The sequence below is a fragment of the Solibacillus sp. FSL W7-1472 genome, assembly GCF_037969775.1.
In the GTDB taxonomy this organism is placed as follows: Bacteria; Bacillota; Bacilli; order Bacillales_A; family Planococcaceae; genus Solibacillus; species Solibacillus silvestris.
On record NZ_CP150208.1, the window covers coordinates 3,091,386 to 3,108,611 of the forward strand.

15 protein-coding genes are annotated in these 17,226 nt (G+C 40.3%); 3 read left to right on the forward strand and 12 right to left on the reverse strand.

The features are described 5' to 3' along the window. Nucleotides 1-44: 44 nt before the first annotated feature. Nucleotides 45-1,220, reverse strand: coding sequence for an endonuclease (locus MKY07_RS15440; protein WP_339262967.1), 1,176 nt, complete (start codon nt 1,218-1,220; stop codon nt 45-47). Between the two features lie 226 nt (nt 1,221-1,446). Next, nucleotides 1,447-2,019 carry a TetR/AcrR family transcriptional regulator gene (locus MKY07_RS15445; RefSeq protein ID WP_339262969.1) on the reverse strand — a complete coding sequence of 191 codons (573 nt, stop codon included), beginning with the start codon at nt 2,017-2,019 and terminating at the stop codon, nt 1,447-1,449. A 148-nt stretch (nt 2,020-2,167) separates the two neighbouring features. Between MKY07_RS15445 and MKY07_RS15450 the strand changes: the two genes are divergently transcribed. Further along, nucleotides 2,168-2,926 carry an SDR family oxidoreductase gene (locus MKY07_RS15450; protein WP_339262971.1) on the forward strand — a complete coding sequence of 253 codons (759 nt, stop codon included), beginning with the start codon at nt 2,168-2,170 and terminating at the stop codon, nt 2,924-2,926. Between the two features lie 75 nt (nt 2,927-3,001). Here MKY07_RS15450 and MKY07_RS15455 read toward each other — a convergent pair whose 3' ends face one another. Together MKY07_RS15455 and MKY07_RS15460 are read right to left on the reverse strand one after the other, a co-directional pair. Continuing rightward, a complete protein-coding gene (locus MKY07_RS15455; RefSeq protein ID WP_339262972.1) occupies nt 3,002-3,490 on the reverse strand; it encodes an LURP-one-related family protein in 489 nt (162 codons plus the stop codon). Nucleotides 3,491-3,616: 126 nt separating this feature from the next. Next, nucleotides 3,617-4,087: a peptide-methionine (S)-S-oxide reductase gene (locus tag MKY07_RS15460; protein WP_339262974.1), complete on the reverse strand. Its 471-nt coding sequence runs from the start codon at nt 4,085-4,087 to the stop codon at nt 3,617-3,619. A gap of 158 nt (nt 4,088-4,245) precedes the next feature. Here MKY07_RS15460 and arr point away from each other — a divergent pair, with 158 nt between their 5' ends. Then, complete coding sequence (arr, locus tag MKY07_RS15465; RefSeq protein WP_339262976.1) at nt 4,246-4,662, forward strand: NAD(+)--rifampin ADP-ribosyltransferase; 417 nt, start codon at nt 4,246-4,248, stop codon at nt 4,660-4,662. 69 nt (nt 4,663-4,731) lie between these two features. Here arr and MKY07_RS15470 read toward each other — a convergent pair whose 3' ends face one another. The 5 genes from MKY07_RS15470 to MKY07_RS15490 all read right to left on the reverse strand — a co-directional run bounded on the left by MKY07_RS15470 (nt 4,732) and on the right by MKY07_RS15490 (nt 12,314). Next, nucleotides 4,732-6,354, reverse strand: a complete 1,623-nt coding sequence (locus tag MKY07_RS15470) for a DUF2075 domain-containing protein (protein WP_339262978.1) — start codon at nt 6,352-6,354, stop codon at nt 4,732-4,734. 115 nt (nt 6,355-6,469) lie between these two features. Then, nucleotides 6,470-7,783, reverse strand: a complete 1,314-nt coding sequence (locus tag MKY07_RS15475; protein ID WP_339262980.1) for a citrate:proton symporter — start codon at nt 7,781-7,783, stop codon at nt 6,470-6,472. 94 nt (nt 7,784-7,877) lie between these two features. Further along, nucleotides 7,878-8,570, reverse strand: coding sequence for a response regulator (locus MKY07_RS15480; RefSeq protein ID WP_339262981.1), 693 nt, complete (start codon nt 8,568-8,570; stop codon nt 7,878-7,880). Nucleotides 8,571-8,574: 4 nt separating this feature from the next. Next, nucleotides 8,575-10,131: an ATP-binding protein gene (locus MKY07_RS15485; protein ID WP_339262982.1), complete on the reverse strand. Its 1,557-nt coding sequence runs from the start codon at nt 10,129-10,131 to the stop codon at nt 8,575-8,577. Between the two features lie 137 nt (nt 10,132-10,268). Then, nucleotides 10,269-12,314: a catalase gene (locus MKY07_RS15490; RefSeq protein WP_014822920.1), complete on the reverse strand. Its 2,046-nt coding sequence runs from the start codon at nt 12,312-12,314 to the stop codon at nt 10,269-10,271. A 247-nt stretch (nt 12,315-12,561) separates the two neighbouring features. On the opposite strand from MKY07_RS15490, the gene MKY07_RS15495 reads away from it, so the two are divergent. Beyond that, nucleotides 12,562-13,188 (forward strand): hypothetical protein, encoded by a 627-nt coding sequence (locus MKY07_RS15495; RefSeq protein WP_014822918.1) that lies wholly within the window; start codon nt 12,562-12,564, stop codon nt 13,186-13,188. Nucleotides 13,189-13,301: 113 nt separating this feature from the next. Here the strand turns inward: MKY07_RS15495 and tcuA are convergent, their stop codons facing one another. The 3 genes from tcuA to MKY07_RS15510 all read right to left on the reverse strand — a co-directional run bounded on the left by tcuA (nt 13,302) and on the right by MKY07_RS15510 (nt 17,213). Continuing rightward, complete coding sequence (tcuA, locus tag MKY07_RS15500; protein ID WP_339262984.1) at nt 13,302-14,783, reverse strand: FAD-dependent tricarballylate dehydrogenase TcuA; 1,482 nt, start codon at nt 14,781-14,783, stop codon at nt 13,302-13,304. Between the two features lie 95 nt (nt 14,784-14,878). After that, the gene (locus MKY07_RS15505; protein WP_339262986.1) at nt 14,879-15,931 is read right to left on the reverse strand and encodes an AbrB family transcriptional regulator; all 1,053 of its coding nucleotides are present in this window, start codon (nt 15,929-15,931) and stop codon (nt 14,879-14,881) included. Beyond that, on the reverse strand, nt 15,924-17,213 hold the full coding sequence (locus tag MKY07_RS15510) for a citrate:proton symporter (protein ID WP_339262987.1): 1,290 nt from the start codon (nt 17,211-17,213) through the stop codon (nt 15,924-15,926). The genes MKY07_RS15505 and MKY07_RS15510 overlap by 8 nt, the downstream gene beginning before the upstream one ends. Nucleotides 17,214-17,226: the final 13 nt, after the last annotated feature.

Below are 17,226 nucleotides of genomic sequence, written 5' to 3' on the forward strand. Positions count from 1 at the left end.
CAAAAATACTCCCCTTTGCTTAAAGGAGAGTACTTTTTCATATTTTATTCCCAAATAGCGGATGCCCACTCAGGATAATCGATAAATGGATTACGGTTATGCTGGTAATCGGTATATATTATTTCATTTCTTGTACGTTCAAAATTGTCGACCGGGTCTTGTTTATGCCATTGGAGCAGTACCGAAAGCTTCCCGTGATAAGGCGCCGTGCCGTTATTCACTTTATTGTTTAATTCCAAATCAAGTTCCCCGCTGTCTCCTTCATAGCGAACCGCCATATAAAATAGCATACGGGCAACATCACCTTTTACACTGTCTCTTGGCTCCCATGAATCAGAATCATAGTAGTTGCCGGATGCTTCTGAATGCTCGTTTCCACCATTGTCAAAGTCAAGATTGCTTCGCGTACCGTTGACACTGACATCGGTTGGACGCAAGTGATGCAAGTCTGTTCCTGCACCCATCGATGTGCCAAAGTCACCGTGCGATTTTGCCCAAACATGTTCACGGTTCCAGTCATTGACGTTCCCACCGTTTGTAAATTTACTTTGGGAGCGGCCTGTATAAAGTAGGATGACGTTATTCGAATTGTTCGGATCTTCATCTGTTTCGCGAAGAGCAGTCCATACATTGGAATACGAAATTTCGGTATGGTCATCAATAATATTATGCAAAGCCGATTTTAAAGCTGCACCAGTTTTCCCTATAGCTGCATCATAATAGGCACCCGTTGAAGGATTTGGTGTCGGAGTCGGCTCAGGATCGGCAGGACTTCCCTCCACTACTTCAAAAGCTGTACTATTTTTTAATCCAGGATGAGAAAAGTATGCTGACAAGGCGCCCGTGATTTTCACGCTTTCCCCCATTAATGAAGGATTTGATTTTAATCCGTAAGAAGAGCGGAAAGAAGTTGGAATCTGTACATAGATCATGTTAGCGGTATTCGTTTCGTTCGCATTGTCCGCTATAGCCAATGCATAGTCATTTGGAAAACTGCCTGTAAGGACGGTCGTTGTTGATGTAGGTTGTCCCACCACATAACCTTGAACTGTTTTTGTGGAGTTGTTTTGATTGCTGATTGCCTGAGATACGGAGTAAGGTGTCGACCACGACCCGTCCCCAGCTGCTGCATTTGTAACAGTAGATTGAAGAGGCTGAATTAAAATGAAAACAATAAGTATCCAAGAAAATAGTAGACATACATTTCGATTTTTAACCATTTTTCTCCTCCTAGTTATTCAATTTAAGTTCAATCAGCAAACGCCAACCAACTCCCCTTTATATTATCATAAAATTATTAATATTCCGTTAATTTTTGGAGTAAAATCGTTAAATTATTTAATTACTTGTTAAGAATATGATGGAATTATTTTATGTACGCCAATAAAGCAAAAAAGCAAGAAAATGAAATAGTCCACTACTCCATTTTCTAGCGATTAGAAATTTTCACTTTAGCGACTGCCGGAACTTCACAATTTCCACGAGACGGTTATTCATTATATCCACAGAGTCTTCAAAGTTGTTCAAATACCATTGAATAAGTAATCCGATGATGGCATTTGCATTATAGGCATGCAGATATTTATTTAACTGATGTTCATGCTTTAAATAATCGGTCTCATTCATCAGCTTACAGATTTCATCAAAAAGCATGTAATAATATTTCATCGATACATCTTCAGATAATACAATTTTGTAAAAGTCCTCGTATTTTTTTACGTGGTCGAAAATCTTTACTGAATTTGGGTTTAAGTTGAGACCGTTGACGGTTAATTCCAGTCCTTCTTTAAATGGCTCATCATAAGAAATATGTAAATCCATCATAATTTCCTCGAATAATTCCTGCAGCACACCGTCAACACTTTGATAATGGAAATAAAAAGTGCCCCGGTTAATCGTTGCTTCTTTACAAAGCTCGGTAATTTTAATTTGAGGCAATGACTTTTTCTTCAATAATAACAGTAATGCTTTATGTATTGTTTTTTTCGTTTTGATAACACGAAGATCGTTTTTATTCATGATGACCTCCTTTACTGTACAATTCTAGCAAATATGTTGGATATCGTACAACATGAAGGTTTTTTGCTGATTGAAAACGCTTTATTTTGTGTAATATAATTTTATTGTACAAATGTGCAATAATGATATTTCAGGAGGATGAATTCAAATGAAATTACAAGACAAAGTAGCAATCGTAACTGGTGCAGCTTCTGGTATGGGTAAAGCAATCGCTGAACTTTATGCAAAAGAAGGCGCAAAAGTTGTCGTTTCAGATTATAACGGTGAAGGTGCGAAAACGGTAGCGGACGCAATCGTGGCAGCTGGCGGACAAGCAATCGCCAACCAGGCTAACGTAGCAGAATTAACTGACATCGAGCGTATGTTTGAAGAAACAAAAGCAGCATACGGTCAATTAGATATTTTAGTAAACAACGCTGGAATCATGGACGGCATGGAGCCAGTCGGTGAAATTTCAGATGAGAAGTGGGACCGTCTTTTCTCAGTCAATACTATGGGTGTGATGCGTGCAATGCGTATCGCAACAAACATCTTCCTTGAACAAGGTCATGGTGTTATCGTGAACAACATTTCAGCTGGCGGCCTACGTGGTGCTCGTGCTGGTGCAGCTTATACTGCTTCTAAGCATGCAGTAGCTGGTTTAACGAAAAACACAGGTTATATGTACGCAAATTCTGGTATCCGTTGCAACGGAATTGCACCAGGTGGCGTAATAACAAATATTCAAGCTTCGATGACAGGCATTTCCGAGTTTGGTGCTGCTCGTCAGCAAACAGGTCTTGGCACAATGCCGCGCGCTGGTCAACCGGAGGAAATCGCTAAGCTAGCATTATTCCTAGGTTCTGATGATTCAAGCTTCATCAACGGACAAGTCATTGCTGCTGATGCTGGTTGGACTGCATACTAATTTTCATGTAGCTGATAGATTAAATAGAGAGACAAAATCTTAGATCACTCGGATTTTGTCTCTCTTTTTCTTGCTTTAAACAGACGCCGCTGCATCCTGATCAGCTTTCACACAATCGATTGCAATAACAATAGCAATGATGATTTTTTCCATGTCATCCTTCAGTACTTCCACCTTGTAGCTATCCCCCCATGTAAACCATTCCTTGCTTACTTGCCCGATGACTTCCCCATGCTGTTTTACTGCAAATTGCATATCCCACCAGTTTCCCTCAATTTCCACCCCAACTGCATCCACCGAATAGCGTGCCTTGAAAAGCGAGAGCTCCTTCTGGATTGTCAATACCTCTTGTCCTTCGACTTCCACATAAAATTTTGGCAGCAAACTGAGCACCTTTTTCGTAATTAGCGCGACTTCATTTCTTGCTGTATCCATAATCGAGTACGTTTTCGGTATTTGCATAAAACTTCCTTCCACAAAATATACATCATTTTCGTGATGATCCTTTACCGTAAATTTCCCGCTAAGACTGAAAACCTTTTGTTTAATAAATAGCTGTCTCATTCAAAATACCTCCTTTAGTTAATACCTTTACGATTAAATGAGAAAAAAAGATTCAATCGCTAAAATGTTGATGCGATTAATAAAAATGAACCTTCCATCTCAAACTTGACTGGAAGGTTCACTTTTTCATTTATATTTCGTTAATAACGCTTCAGGAATATGGCAGTAATCATCCGGACATCTCGTTAACCGGTCCTGATGCTCTTCCGCACTTCTCACATAATTAGTGAGCGGCAGCACTTCCACAACAATCCGGTCAGCATCGGGTCTCGCTGTAATATATGCTTTTGCCTCAATCAAGTGTGCTTCGTTTTCGCTATAGACACCCGTTCGGTATTTCTCGCCTACATCATCACCTTGTTTGTTCACACTGTACGGATCGATGATTTCAAAAAAGTACCCCATTAATTCGCGCATCGATACAATATTCGGATTAAACTCGGTTTTGACACACTCGGCATACCCATCATAACCGCCGTCCAGAGTGGTTGTCGTTCCGTTTGCTCTTCCCGCTTCAGTATGTGTTACACCAGGCAATGTTTTCAAAAATGCCTGTACGCCCCATAAACACCCGCCTGCAAAATATACAGTTTCCATCTCGGTCACTCCCCCTATGTAAACTAGTCCTTTGTGCTATGTATGTCGATCTTCATTCTCTCTACTATTAGTATACCATTTCAGGCTATACATTTTTAGACTACTCTTTTAAAATTTCCGTACTATACTGATAATACAAAACGAAAGGGGTGTGTCCTATGAAAGATCAAACAGATGTCCTCGATCGGGGTCCTTTTTTTCATGGTACGAAAGCAGAACTAAATATCGGGGATTTATTGGAGCCTCTTCACTTATCCAATTATCAGGATAAGAAATCGAACTATATTTACTTTACCGCAACATTGGAAGCTGCAAAATGGGGGGCCGAATTAGCAAGATCAACAGCAAAAGAGCGAATTTATATTGTTGAACCATTAGGTGAATTCGAAAATGACCCGAACGTTACGGACAAAAGGTTTCCCGGAAACCCAACACGCTCATATCGTTCGAAATCTCCTTTGAAAATAGTCGCCGAATTAGGTTGTTGGGAGCGCCATTCCGATGAAGTCATCAATCATATGCTGGCATCTTTAAAGAAGTTAAGTGATGAAGGGAAAAATGTTATTTACAATTAAACCGGTAAAAAGCCAGGTACACAATATGCTCTTGTGTGTACCTGACTTTGATTACTTACTGTCTCGATGTTAATCGGCTAACAACTTGTTTCTTAATGCTTCATCACTTGCATAAATGTAGAGCCCTTTGATGCCGCGCTTCATCAAAATATTAATCGAGTTCAGGACAATCTTTTCTTTCGCTTCGTTCACATTGGCTATGCCATCTGTGCCCGAATAAGCACCTTTATCCATATACTTGCTCGGATCAATGACAAGTTCGTCTTTCGCTTCATCGTATTGAACTGACGGTCCGAGTACAACGCCAACATAATTTAAATCAAACCCTTGAATCGTATAGATTGAGCCCGCCTCATGAATCGTTTCAGGCTTTTCCGCCCACGTATATTTCGTACTCGTCGTATTCCACGGCATTTTATATTCACCGTTGGATTCGTTCACATAATACGTCCCGCCATCTTTTTTATGCAAGTAATCAAATGTCGAGACAACCCGGCTTAAGCCGAACTCACTGTTTCGCGTTTTTATTGCATCATGCATATCCTTCATCGACTCAAACACTTTGAATTCATAGTTTTTATCATGAGGGAGCGGCAGAAGCTGCTTGTTTTTGAAAGCATTGATCCAATTGATGACATCATCATTTGCCTGCATGCGGAACTGGTTTGTTAACTGATATTCTTCATTATATAAGCTTTGTTTTTTTAAATGTTCGAGTGTTGCTGCACCCCAGAGGCTCTTCAATTTCAGCACCTGATTTTGGTCGTAAATAATGACAACGATTTTTGCTAACTTTAACAGCTCCTCCAGGTGATTGTTACCGTGGAAGTTATTATACGTATCCGGCTTTGTGAGCAATAAATGCGCTTCATCCACAAAAATGATGTCCGCCTTTTTATTGTCTTTTTGAAGCGAGTTCACTAAAGGTGTCGGTTTCGCAAAGTTTTTTGCCTTTAAATGCTTCACCTGTTTCGCAATTCCTTTATACGTTTTGAACATTTCTTCGTGATTCACAACCAAATAATTTTCCGTCTGATAAAGTGGTGACGAAGCTTCCTCCGCCCGTTCTTGAATCGTATTGAAAATCGAACTTAGCACAACACTTTTCCCGACACCTGCTTCGCCTTCAATGACCAATAAGCTGCCGTATTCTTCAGGTGCGGCATTTACTTGTTTCTCACAAAATTCGAGTACCTTTTCTTTTAGTTCCAACTTCTCGATCGATAGCTCTTTAAACGGCGATAATTTAAATATGTCTTTGTTTTCGATGACATGCAGTTCATGGTCGACCAGCTTTTGCTCGTGCAGCCTCTGCCAGATTTCTTTAAACAGCTGCTGATCATAATACGGCTTGTCGTAATAATTGTGCGTAAAATCGCTCGCCGTTTTACTTTTGTTTTGCAGTGTATATTTTTCATCACCAAGAAAGTAATTGATCAGCTTCGTTTCTAAATGGAAGGTTGCCGAACGGTTGAATTTCTCATGCTTAATGAGATTAATCTGATTGATGTTGTTACGGGCATTTAAATGCGCTTTCATCCTGCTTTTAAAATACACCGTCTCCCCTATGTAAGCTTCTTTATTGCCATTCAATACGTAGATGACCGGGTAATTTAAATAATGTTCATTATTATTAATCTGATTGATGCTCTCTTGCTTGAACGGCCAGGACAGTATTTCGATTGCTGACAAGTTGCCACCTCTTTATTTATTATCGTTCCCAATAGTTAATTACATATTAGCATAAAGCCGAGAATCACAAAAAAATGAAGCTCCTAATAAAAGAAGCTTCATTAAATCTATCAATCTATACTTGTACAACACCAATTAAAACCGCAATGATCAGTAGGGTAATACTCAATCCCCACATCCAGAAGAATGAGAACTTTAAGTGTTTGCCCATTTCCAGGCCTGACAGACCTAGTGCCAACCATACTGCTGGTGCAAGTGGTGATACGAATGTGCCGACGATGTTACCGATGATCATCGCATATGCTGTCGATAATGAATCGATGCCATATGTTAAACCGATTTGATCAACAACCGGAAACAATGCGAAGTAGTAGGCGTCCGTACTTAACAGCAAGTCAAATGGTACTCCAAGCACCCCGATAATAATATGTAAATACTGAGCTAAAAAGCTTGGCAAAATATTTACGGCATTGTTTGCAATGGCTGTTAACATGCCCGTCCCATTTAAAATTCCTAAAAACAGTCCGGCAGCAATAATGATCGAAGCCATCGTCAACGCGTTTGATGCATGTGCCTGAATGCGTCCCATCTGTTCTTTCGGTGTACGGTAGTTTAATGGCAAAGCAATTGCGACACCGATCAGGAACGCCAAGCCAGCCGGTAAAAGTCCTGACATTAATACAGCAAGAACAACAATTGCTAAAATCGCATTTGCCCAAATAAGTTTTGGTCGTTTTAACGTTTCATCTGTTTCAGCATTTAAAATACTGTTGCTCAAATCAAACTTTAAAGTTTGTCCTGATTGCGCTCGTTTCGCAATCAGACGTTTTTCACGGAAGCCCATAAAGACAGCTAGTAGCAGCATGAGCACAACGCCGATGACCTGAATTTTAATTAACGGATGCCATAGCTCTGTTACATCTGTTTCAAGAACGGAAGCAACACGCCCTAATGGTCCGCCCCATGGAATCATATTCATAATTGCGGCAGAACCGCCGACTAATAGTAAAAGTAAGTACGGGTTCATGCCAAGTCGAACATAAAGCGGCAATAATGCCGTGATTGAAATTAAGAAAGTGGAAGCACCTGAGCCGTCCAGCTGTGCAATTACTGCGACAATTACGGTAACAATCGCGACAAGCACGACATTCCCTTTTGACAGCGCTACCATTTTATTGATAATTGGTTCGAATAACCCGACATCCTGCATAATCCCGAAGAAAATAATCGCGAAAATAAACATGATGGCAACACTGATTACAGAACTAATTCCTTCATCGAAAAATACCCCTAAATCATCAAACGAATAGCCCGCAACAAACATCGCCACTATTGGCGGAATAACCATCGCGACAATTGGTGAGACACGTCCGCTAATTAACAGCGCGACGATAACTAAAATTGTAATAATACCAATGATACTTAACATTCAACAACCCCCATTGCTTAGAATTCTTATAATTTTATGACAATTCTATGTTAGGAGGAAGAATGTGCTCATTTATTTAATAAATACAATAAAGCTAATTTTGTTCATAAGTTTCACGAAGGATATAATTACGTTCCGGACGCCCGACTGTTCCGTAAAGCAGCTTCGTCTCGAGAATGTTCATTTCCACTAAATATTCCAAATAGCGGCGTGCTGTGGAGCGGCTCGTGCCGATTACTTCACTTAACTGTGTCGCCGTTAATGTTGTGTACTTTTGCTCCTTAAATAAGTGAATGACCTGTTCGAGTGTAAAGGTATCGATTCCTTTCGGCAGTGCCTTTTCAGTCGTCGAATGATTTTGCCGGTAAAACAGCGTATCCAGGTCTTGCTGTGTAAAATGCGTTTTCTTTTGTAATGCCGACTGTGTCAGATGAAGCTGCTGAAATGCTTTTTGCAATCGCTCTTCATCAAACGGCTTCACAATATAATCGAATACTCCGTATGCATATAAAGCTTCCACATGCGCACGCTCGGCTGCAGCCGTTACCATGATGATGCGGATTTCCGGAAAATGCGCGCGTACATACGCAACAAGTTCATAGCCTGTGACATCCGGAATATATAAATCCATCAACAGAACAGCTGGCGGTGTTTTATGTAAGAGTGCTTCTTTTAATGAGGCCCCCGTTAAAAATTGCTGTACTTGTGCATCCCGCTGAATTGTTTTTATATAATCGGCATGAATCGCCGCAATCCGAAAATCGTCTTCCAGTAGCCAAATATCCATTGAATCACTTCCTTTGTAAAATGATTAAAAAGCAGGCCCCGCCTAAGTCACTTTCTTCGATCAGCAGTGAGCCGCCCACTTTTTCAAGTGCCTGTTCACTGATTGCCAGTCCATAACCGCGATCATAGCCATCCTTTGTCGTAAATCCGAGAGTGAAAATCTTATTTGCCGTTTCTTCATCGATGCCCGGGCCATTATCATGCACCTCTATTATGAGCTCATGACGATACTGCTGTATAAACAGCTTAATTTGCTTATCCGGTATAGTTGTTTGATCCAATTCATCTATCGCATTTTGAAGGACATTCCCTAGCGATGTTAATAATGCGTCCACTTCTTCATCATTATAATCGATTAATACATCCTCGGTTTCAATCGAAATGGTAATACCGCGCTCTTTCGCTTCTGATATTTTCCCTTCAAGTAACGCCTGCAGCAATATTGAGGGCTGTGTTGCAAGTGCCTGTTGCTGTTTCGTAGAATCCTGCTGCTCCTGCCTGATAAATCCAATCGCTTCTTCAATATGGGATTGCTTCAACAAGCCAAGGATAACGTGCAGCTTATTCGCAAATTCATGTGTTTTTGCCCGCTGCATACGCGCCTGCTGCTTCACCAATGTCAGCTCATTAATCACTGTTTCATACTCAAGCTTGGCACGCAAAATATATAAATAGCCGAGCTGCTTTTCATGTTTCAATGGCGTTTTCGAAAAAATCATTTCCTGCTGCTGCAACGGAATTTCCAGCGCCTGGATGACTTCTTCTTTAAATAGCCGTTCCGGAAGCAGTGTATGTAATGATATCCCTTCTGTCAGGGATGAGATGAGTTCCTTCGCCCGTGAATTGGCAATCACCACTTCATTATTCAGTGTCGTTAAGATTACGCCATCCGTTGTTTCCTCTAGTATTGTATGATAGGCCGAATAAAGCTTCGCAATTTGCGCCGGCTGCATACCGAGCAGCTGTTCCTTTACATAAAGCGAGATCAGCACCGCACAGACAATCCCGAAAACCGCCAGAAGGAGCGTGATCTGAAGCCAACCGAAAAATGCAGTATCGATTGTTCCCTGAAGATCTTTTGTCAAAAATCCAACTGAAACAACCCCGACAACATTGCCGTCAAACAGAACCGGTACTTTCCCGCGAACCGATTCCCCCATTGAACCCGTCGTTACGGAAACAATGGACTCTTTGTTAATCAGCGCTGAATCATTATCCCCGCCGACCATCGACTTCCCAATCTTTTCGGTGTTAGGATGCGTATAGCGAATACCCTGCTTATTCCCTATCACGACGAAACTCGCCCCGGTCTGCTTCCGTATATCCTCTGCAATCGGCTGAAGAATGGAAGACGGATCTTCCTTAGAAAATGCGGCGACGACATCCGGCCGATCAGCAATCAAGTACGCACTCGTCAATGCCTTTTCCCCCATCTCATCCAGTATCGATTCATCCAAGTAATGATTGATCAGCAGTAAAAACAGCACACAAATCGTAAAAATGATTCCGCTGATTGTCATGATAAGATGGGCTGTTAGTGATTGTTTTAAGCGATTGATCATGAAAGTCCCCCCTTTCAAGTCATCATTTTTACTAGTTTACCATGTAGAATGATCTTGTTTAACAATTATTAGGATGAGATTACCTCAAAAAAACACGTAAAACCTTTTGTGAGTAAGGTTTTACGTGTTTTTAATACTTATGCTAATTCCCGATACCAGAACCGTTGGGCTGCTACCGCTTCAATGAATTGAGTTACGAATTCTTGCATATCTGTTCCTGTTATTACACCCGGCTGCCCTAAAATCTGATTGACGCGCAGCCATTCAATTCCCGCGCCCGTCGCACCAATTGGCTTGTAATGTGAATAGGCTTCATCTATGAAGTAGGCTGCATCCTTGTTAAACATGACGTTTGTGTTACTTCCTCTAACCATATAAACAGCATCAAACAGCACAGATTTTGCAGTTAGGAAGGTGTGTTCAGCTTTTACGACCACTCCTTCTGTTCCGTGTACCATCCCAATATGTTCGCTAATAATTTCCGGAATAATGCCTTCGTTAATCAATCGGTAGAGCACGTAATTAACTTCCGGACCATTGAATCCCTCTGTCAAAATGATTGCGACTTTTCTTGTTTGTACTGATTTCACTGTATTTTCCTGGCTGAGTGCCGGGGAGGACTTTGTTACAGCTGAACCGCCCCGTGCAGGAGGATGTGCTCCGATATTTATTGCAAAGGCGGTTGCCAATTCCATATCTACATTGGCGAACATATCCACTACCTGTTGTTTCACTGACTCACTTTTCACTTTACTTAGTTCAAAACTGAACGCTTCAATGATATGCATTTTTTCAGGTGGGCTCATACTGTTCCAGAAAAGTGTCGCTTGTGAAAAATGATCGGCAAAACTTTCGCTTCGAGCTCGGATTTTCACACCGTCCACTCTTTCCTGATAAGTGGCATATCCGCCTTTGTCCGGACTTACAGGTGACGGAGTGTTACCGGCCAAGGAGTTTCGGTGATAACTTACTTTCCCTAAATTAATCGTCTGGCGATGGAAGCCTTCCCGCTGATTGTTATGGAAGGGGACAACCGGTCTGTTAATCGGAATCTCATGGAAGTTAGGTCCGCCCAGACGGAGTAATTGTGTATCTAAATATGAAAATAGCCGACCTTGTAATAATGGATCATTTGTAAAATCGATTCCCGGTACGACATTCCCTAAATGGAAAGCAACCTGTTCTGTTTCCGCAAAGAAATTATCTACATTCCGATTTAACGTCATCTTTCCAATAATATTTACTGGAATGTCTTCTTCTGGCCAAATCTTTGTGGCGTCCAGGATGTCGAACCCGAGGCTGAATTCGTCCTCTTCAGCGAGAATCTGAACACCTAGTTCGAATTCAGGGAAAAAGCCGTTTTCAATCGCACCCCATAAGTCATTCCGGTGAAAATCTGGATCGATGCCCGCCAATTTACGGGCTTCATCCCATACTAAAGAATGTGTTCCCAATAAAGGCTTCCAATGGAATTTTACGAAATGTGCTTTTCCTTCCTCATTGACGAGACGAAATGTATGCACACCAAACCCTTCCATCATGCGGAAACTGCGTGGGATGGCGCGGTCTGACATGATCCACATGATCATATGGGCAGATTCCTGGTTATTCGCGACAAAATCCCAAAACGTATCATGTGCAGTAGAAGCTTGCGGTATGTCATTATCAGGCTCCGGCTTAAATGCATGTACAAGATCCGGGAATTTGATGGCATCTTGAATGAAAAATACCGGAATATTGTTGCCAACTAAATCATAATTCCCTTCCTCGGTATAGAATTTGGTTGCAAATCCTCTCGCATCGCGAACGGTATCGGCAGAACCACGGGAACCATTGACAGTAGAAAATCGAACAAATACAGGCGTCTTTCTAGAAGTATCCTGAAGGAATTTCGCCCGCGTATACTTTTCCATGTTTTTGTATAACTGAAATTCACCGTGAACACCGAAACCGCGTGCATGGACAACACGTTCTGGGATTCGCTCATGGTCAAAATGGGTTAGTTTTTCACGAAAATGAAAATCCTCGAGTAAAGTTGGCCCTCTCACGCCCGCTTTTAATGAGAATTCATCCTCTGACACTTTCAACCCCTGATTCGTTGTAAGTTCTTTTCCTCTATCATCTGTTCGAAAAATGTCTAATTGTTCGTCTTTACTGTTCTTTCGGTCATTATGCTCATCCATTTTAATATCCCTCCTCAACATTAAATGGTATGAGTCCATGGAATAATTTATGTAAAAGTATGCATTTGCAAACAGTATAATAATAAACGTGAGAGAACTTTTAGATTATCCAAATAATTAACTTGTTTATAATAAGTAAAGGAACTAATAAAATTTGTATTTACCCACCTAAAAGAATAAAATAATACCGATAAGTATTTTAAAGGACGTTTAGATTGCCCTACAATAAAACAAGGAGTTGAAAGTGGTGAAGATTGCTCAAATTTCAAAGTATAGTCTCTTCAGTTTATTTGGATTAGCAATAATTTTATTCGGTTTTATAACTACGCCACAAGCAAGTTATGAAAAGGAAGACAATGATGTCATTCAATCCATAAATCAATACTTACAAACTAATTATGTATCCATGTATGATAATAACAGTGAATATAATCTTGAAAATGAATTGTTAAAGGTTCAACAGTTACAAAGTGATTTAGCATATGCGGATTTGGATAGCAAACTGCATCAACAAGCTCAAACCATGCTTGTACAATTAAGTAGCGCAATTTATAAAAACGAACTAGAAAATGCCGATTTTTACGTAGATGCTTATTTATCGACACTATATGAAACCGACAATGCGCAAAGCCAATATAGTGACTGGAATCTGTATTCAATGCCCTATAATGACCATCAACAGATGAACACAGAGCTATGGAATCAGCTTACTGAACAAGAGAAAATCAGTTTTATTTTATCCATGAAATCGATCTTACTAAAACAACAAGCCGATCCATACATGCCTTCTACATTTTATGTATTGGAAAAACTAGAACAATCATCTCATAATAACCTTGCTAACTCTGCTGTAAAAACTTTGCTCTACCCATAAACAATATTTTCTAACGAAGCGTCTGTCATGCTCCCACTATTAGAGGTGGGAGCTCTTTTATTGAAAAAAAACACAAGGTAGCGATTACCTTGTGTTAAAAATACGCATATATTTTATTTAACTTTTTGGGCATGTTGTGAAGCTGCTGCACCAGCCAGTTTACCAAATACTGCACCAGACATTAACCCTGATCCACCCGGGTAATTTTCATAGAAAATCCCACCAATCATTTCACCGGCAGCATATAAGCCTTCAATTGGTTCATTTTTCGTATTTAATACTTCACCTTCTGCAGTTGTCGCTAATCCCCAGAATGAGAATGTAATACCACAAGTAACTGGATAAGCATAGAAAGGCCCTTCACTTATTGTTTGTGCCCAGTTAGACTTCGGAGGCGTAATCCCTTTTGTACATTTTCCGTCTTTGTCAGAAGGATTAAATTCCCCTTCTTGAACAGCTGCATTAAACTCATTAATTGTTTGTAAGAATTGCTCCTTATTAATATCCAGCTGGTCTGCAAGTGATTCTAGTGAAGATGCTTCAACGACTGTCGCCTCTTCTAAATTATACTCCGCGCGTAATATTGGACGAACTTTTGCATCATAAATTTGATAAGCAATATTATTTGGTTGCTTCAATATTTCTTTACCGTATTTTGCATATGTGTAGTTACGGAAATCCGCCCCTTCATCTACAAAACGGTTCCCTTCCACGTTCACCATCACACTATACGGATACGAGTGTTTCTTGAAAATATCACCTGGTTTTTGGAAATCTCCAACTCGTGGTGCATTGGCATCTGTCCCAATCGCATGACAGCCATTTACTTGACCGAATGTTTGCGCACCGATTGATACCGCCATATCGATTCCATCACCAGTGTTAAATTCAGTACCTCGAACTAACGCCTCGTTCCACTCTTCTCCTAACGCCTCCGCACGTTTCTTTTTGTTCGCTTCAATACTGCCACATGCCAGCACAACACTTTCACATTTAACCGTTTTAAGTCCATCTTTTGTTTGAACTTCGATTCCCGCAACTGTACTGTTCTCCGTTACGATCTTCGTTGCTGCACTTTCATACCATACATCAATCCCTAATTCTTCACAGCGATTGAATAAACTTCTCATTAAGCCGATCCCTTTTTCCACCGTTTTAACTGGCAGACCGCCCCAGAATTGAATCTTCCCTTCTTTTTCAAAAGACTGATTCGCATAGTTCAATTCAAATTCTACGCCTTGTTTTTTCATCCATTCAATCGTTGGTAATGACTGAACCACTAGCTGACGAATCAGTTCCGGTTTACTTTGATTTTTTGAAACACGCATAATGTCATCATAAAAGTCTTGCGCCGAATAAACGGGCATATCGATTTTATTAATCGTTTCCTGATCTAAATCAACTATTTTTGTAACAGCTTCTAAATTTTGATAGGCTACGCGAATGGCACCGTCTGTAAAGAATGAATTCCCTCCGCGTTTCTCGAACGGTCCTTTTTCCAGTACAAGTACTGAACTTCCTTGTTCTTTTGCAGAAATCGCTGCACATAACGCTGCATTTCCTGCACCTACAATTACTACATCATATTGTGACATCTGACATATCCCCTTTTCTATTTGTTAGCTTTACTATAAAAAATATATTGAAATAAATGAAATATTCATTTTTTAGAAATAACCATAAATTTTTTTTATCTCTTTAGTAATCTCCATTTTAATAGCGGCAAAATGATTATATAAATAAACAACATTCGAAATAACTGAAATATGGTCACCTGGGTTGCATCGGCCTGTAAAGCAGTTGCGATTAGTCCCATTTGATCCATACCACCCGGAGCAGTACTTAAGTAGCTTGTCGCAAAATCCATTTCAAAAAGCAGCACCATCCCTTCAGCAATAAAAAAGGTAATGATTAATAATAATACTGCGCTACTTATCCCACCAATTAATACACGTCTAGGTAAACGTAAAGATTTCGGATGTAACAGTAACCCAATATACGCACCGATACAAAGCTGTGCGATATGTAACAAATTACTGTCCATTGGAGCTATTTCTACCTTAAATAGACTTAAGAGTAATCCAATAATGACAGGTGTTAAAAAATGCGGTACAGGCAACTTTAATTTCTTTCCAATCGGCAACAATATAAAGCCTAGTAAAATCAAGAGGCCGTTATGCAATAAATTAGTTGAGCCTGTTTCCATTGTCTCCGGAACTTTTCCTGTTAAGGAAACTATAATCGGTATTAACCCGACTACGAAAAGTACACGAATGACATGAAAGAATGTTACAACTGCCACGTCAATATCTTCCTGCTCTTCTGCAAATACAACTAATTGAGACAAACCACCTGGAATACTTGCTGTTAAAGCTGTTGCAAGTGGTATATGCGCCCACTTTTGCAATGCATATGCCAATGCAAGGCAAAATGCACTTAACACGATGTTAAGGAACAACATAAAAAGCAGTGTATCTTGCATAGACACTAAAATATCAAAAGTGAAAAGTTGGCCAATCGCAGTTCCTACTATAAGTAATCCGAAATTTCGCATGAAGACCGGCCACTTCATCGGAAGTTTCCAAAGCAGTTGTGTGAACAATACACCAAATAAAGAACCTAACATCCAGGGCATCGGGAAGTTGATTAATTGAAAAATGGTGACACCAACAATTGCGACCATTATTACTGTAACAATAGGGGAAATTGTGCGTATAAAATTCTTTTCCTTCAGTTTAAACACTGATTGCTCCTGTAATGACCGCAGCGATAATAAGGACAACAGAAGTTAAAAAGCACCATAGAAACGCATATTTTTGATATTCCCCTAACTCTTTTGAAATCATCCCGACTAACAAAAAGGTCGAAGCCACTAATGGACTTAATAGATGCACTGGTTGACCGAGTACAGAGGCACGTGCTATTTCAATTGGATCAACCCCGAATGATGTAGCTGTTTCTGCCAAGACCGGTAGAACACCAAAATAATAAGCATCATTTGACATGACAAACGTGAAGGCCATGCTCGTAATCCCGACAATCAATGGTAATTGTGAGCCTAAAGAATCCGGAATCAAGGAGATCAGTGCATTGGACATGGCTGTTACCATTCCTGTTCCTGATAAGATACCCGTAAAAATCCCTGCCGCAAATACAAGTGCTGTTACGATTAGTGCATTTCCTGCATGCTTCATAATAATCTCTTTTTGTACCGTATTTTTAGGGAAGTTAATCATCAATGCAATGGCAAAGCCAAAGATAAAAATAGCAGATGGCGGCCAAATCCCTTTTACGAGGATGACCATCACAGCAACCGTTAGCAACAGGTTTGTCCACCAGCGAATCGGTGAAGGCTTGCCTGCACTTTCTACACCTGTTTGCATAACATGGTCGATTGAAAAATCATGAATCCCGACTCTTTTGCGTTCCCTCTTCCCTAAAAAGTAAGCAACGAGCAGTACCCATAGTGCCCCTATAACCATTAAAGGAATTAATGGTACGAAAAATTCAGACGGGTCAACACCGGTTGCAACTATTGCTCTTGTTGCTGGTCCTCCCCATGGCGTCATCCCACTCATTACACTTAAAGAGAGCATTGCGATAGTTGCCAATATTAAAGGATTCATTCCAATTTTTATATACAGTGTCAGTAATGCAGAAACTGTAATCATGTAAGTTGTCGTACCGTCTCCATCTAATGCAACAGCCAGTGCCAATACAGCCGTTCCCATTGCAATTTTTACCGGATCCCCTTTGACAACCGTTAAAAGACGATGAATAAAAGGATCAAATAATCCAGCATCAATCATTACCCCAAAATACAAAATAGCGAATAATAATAACGCAGCCGTTGACGATACTTGTTTCATCCCATCAAGCATCATGTCGCCAAGAGTTGAAGCAAATCCCGCAAATATGGCAAATAGAATCGGAACTGTTATTAATGCTACGATTGGTGATAAACGATTGCTCATAATGAGATACGTAAATAGGATTATCATTATAAAGCCTAAGCTAGCTATCATATACCTCCCCCGT

What these genes read in the sequence shown, in the direction of transcription:
- MKY07_RS15440 (WP_339262967.1), bottom strand. Translation starts at nt 1,220, where the DNA reads ATGGTTAAAAATCGAAATGTATGTCTACTATTTTCTTGGATACTTATT.
- MKY07_RS15445 (WP_339262969.1), bottom strand. Translation starts at nt 2,019, where the DNA reads ATGAATAAAAACGATCTTCGTGTTATCAAAACGAAAAAAACAATACAT.
- MKY07_RS15450 (WP_339262971.1), top strand. Translation starts at nt 2,168, where the DNA reads ATGAAATTACAAGACAAAGTAGCAATCGTAACTGGTGCAGCTTCTGGT.
- MKY07_RS15455 (WP_339262972.1), bottom strand. Translation starts at nt 3,490, where the DNA reads ATGAGACAGCTATTTATTAAACAAAAGGTTTTCAGTCTTAGCGGGAAA.
- MKY07_RS15460 (WP_339262974.1), bottom strand. Translation starts at nt 4,087, where the DNA reads ATGGAAACTGTATATTTTGCAGGCGGGTGTTTATGGGGCGTACAGGCA.
- arr (WP_339262976.1), top strand. Translation starts at nt 4,246, where the DNA reads ATGAAAGATCAAACAGATGTCCTCGATCGGGGTCCTTTTTTTCATGGT.
- MKY07_RS15475 (WP_339262980.1), bottom strand. Translation starts at nt 7,783, where the DNA reads ATGTTAAGTATCATTGGTATTATTACAATTTTAGTTATCGTCGCGCTG.
- MKY07_RS15480 (WP_339262981.1), bottom strand. Translation starts at nt 8,570, where the DNA reads ATGGATATTTGGCTACTGGAAGACGATTTTCGGATTGCGGCGATTCAT.
- MKY07_RS15485 (WP_339262982.1), bottom strand. Translation starts at nt 10,131, where the DNA reads ATGATCAATCGCTTAAAACAATCACTAACAGCCCATCTTATCATGACA.
- MKY07_RS15490 (WP_014822920.1), bottom strand. Translation starts at nt 12,314, where the DNA reads ATGGATGAGCATAATGACCGAAAGAACAGTAAAGACGAACAATTAGAC.
- tcuA (WP_339262984.1), bottom strand. Translation starts at nt 14,783, where the DNA reads ATGTCACAATATGATGTAGTAATTGTAGGTGCAGGAAATGCAGCGTTA.
- MKY07_RS15510 (WP_339262987.1), bottom strand. Translation starts at nt 17,213, where the DNA reads ATGATAGCTAGCTTAGGCTTTATAATGATAATCCTATTTACGTATCTC.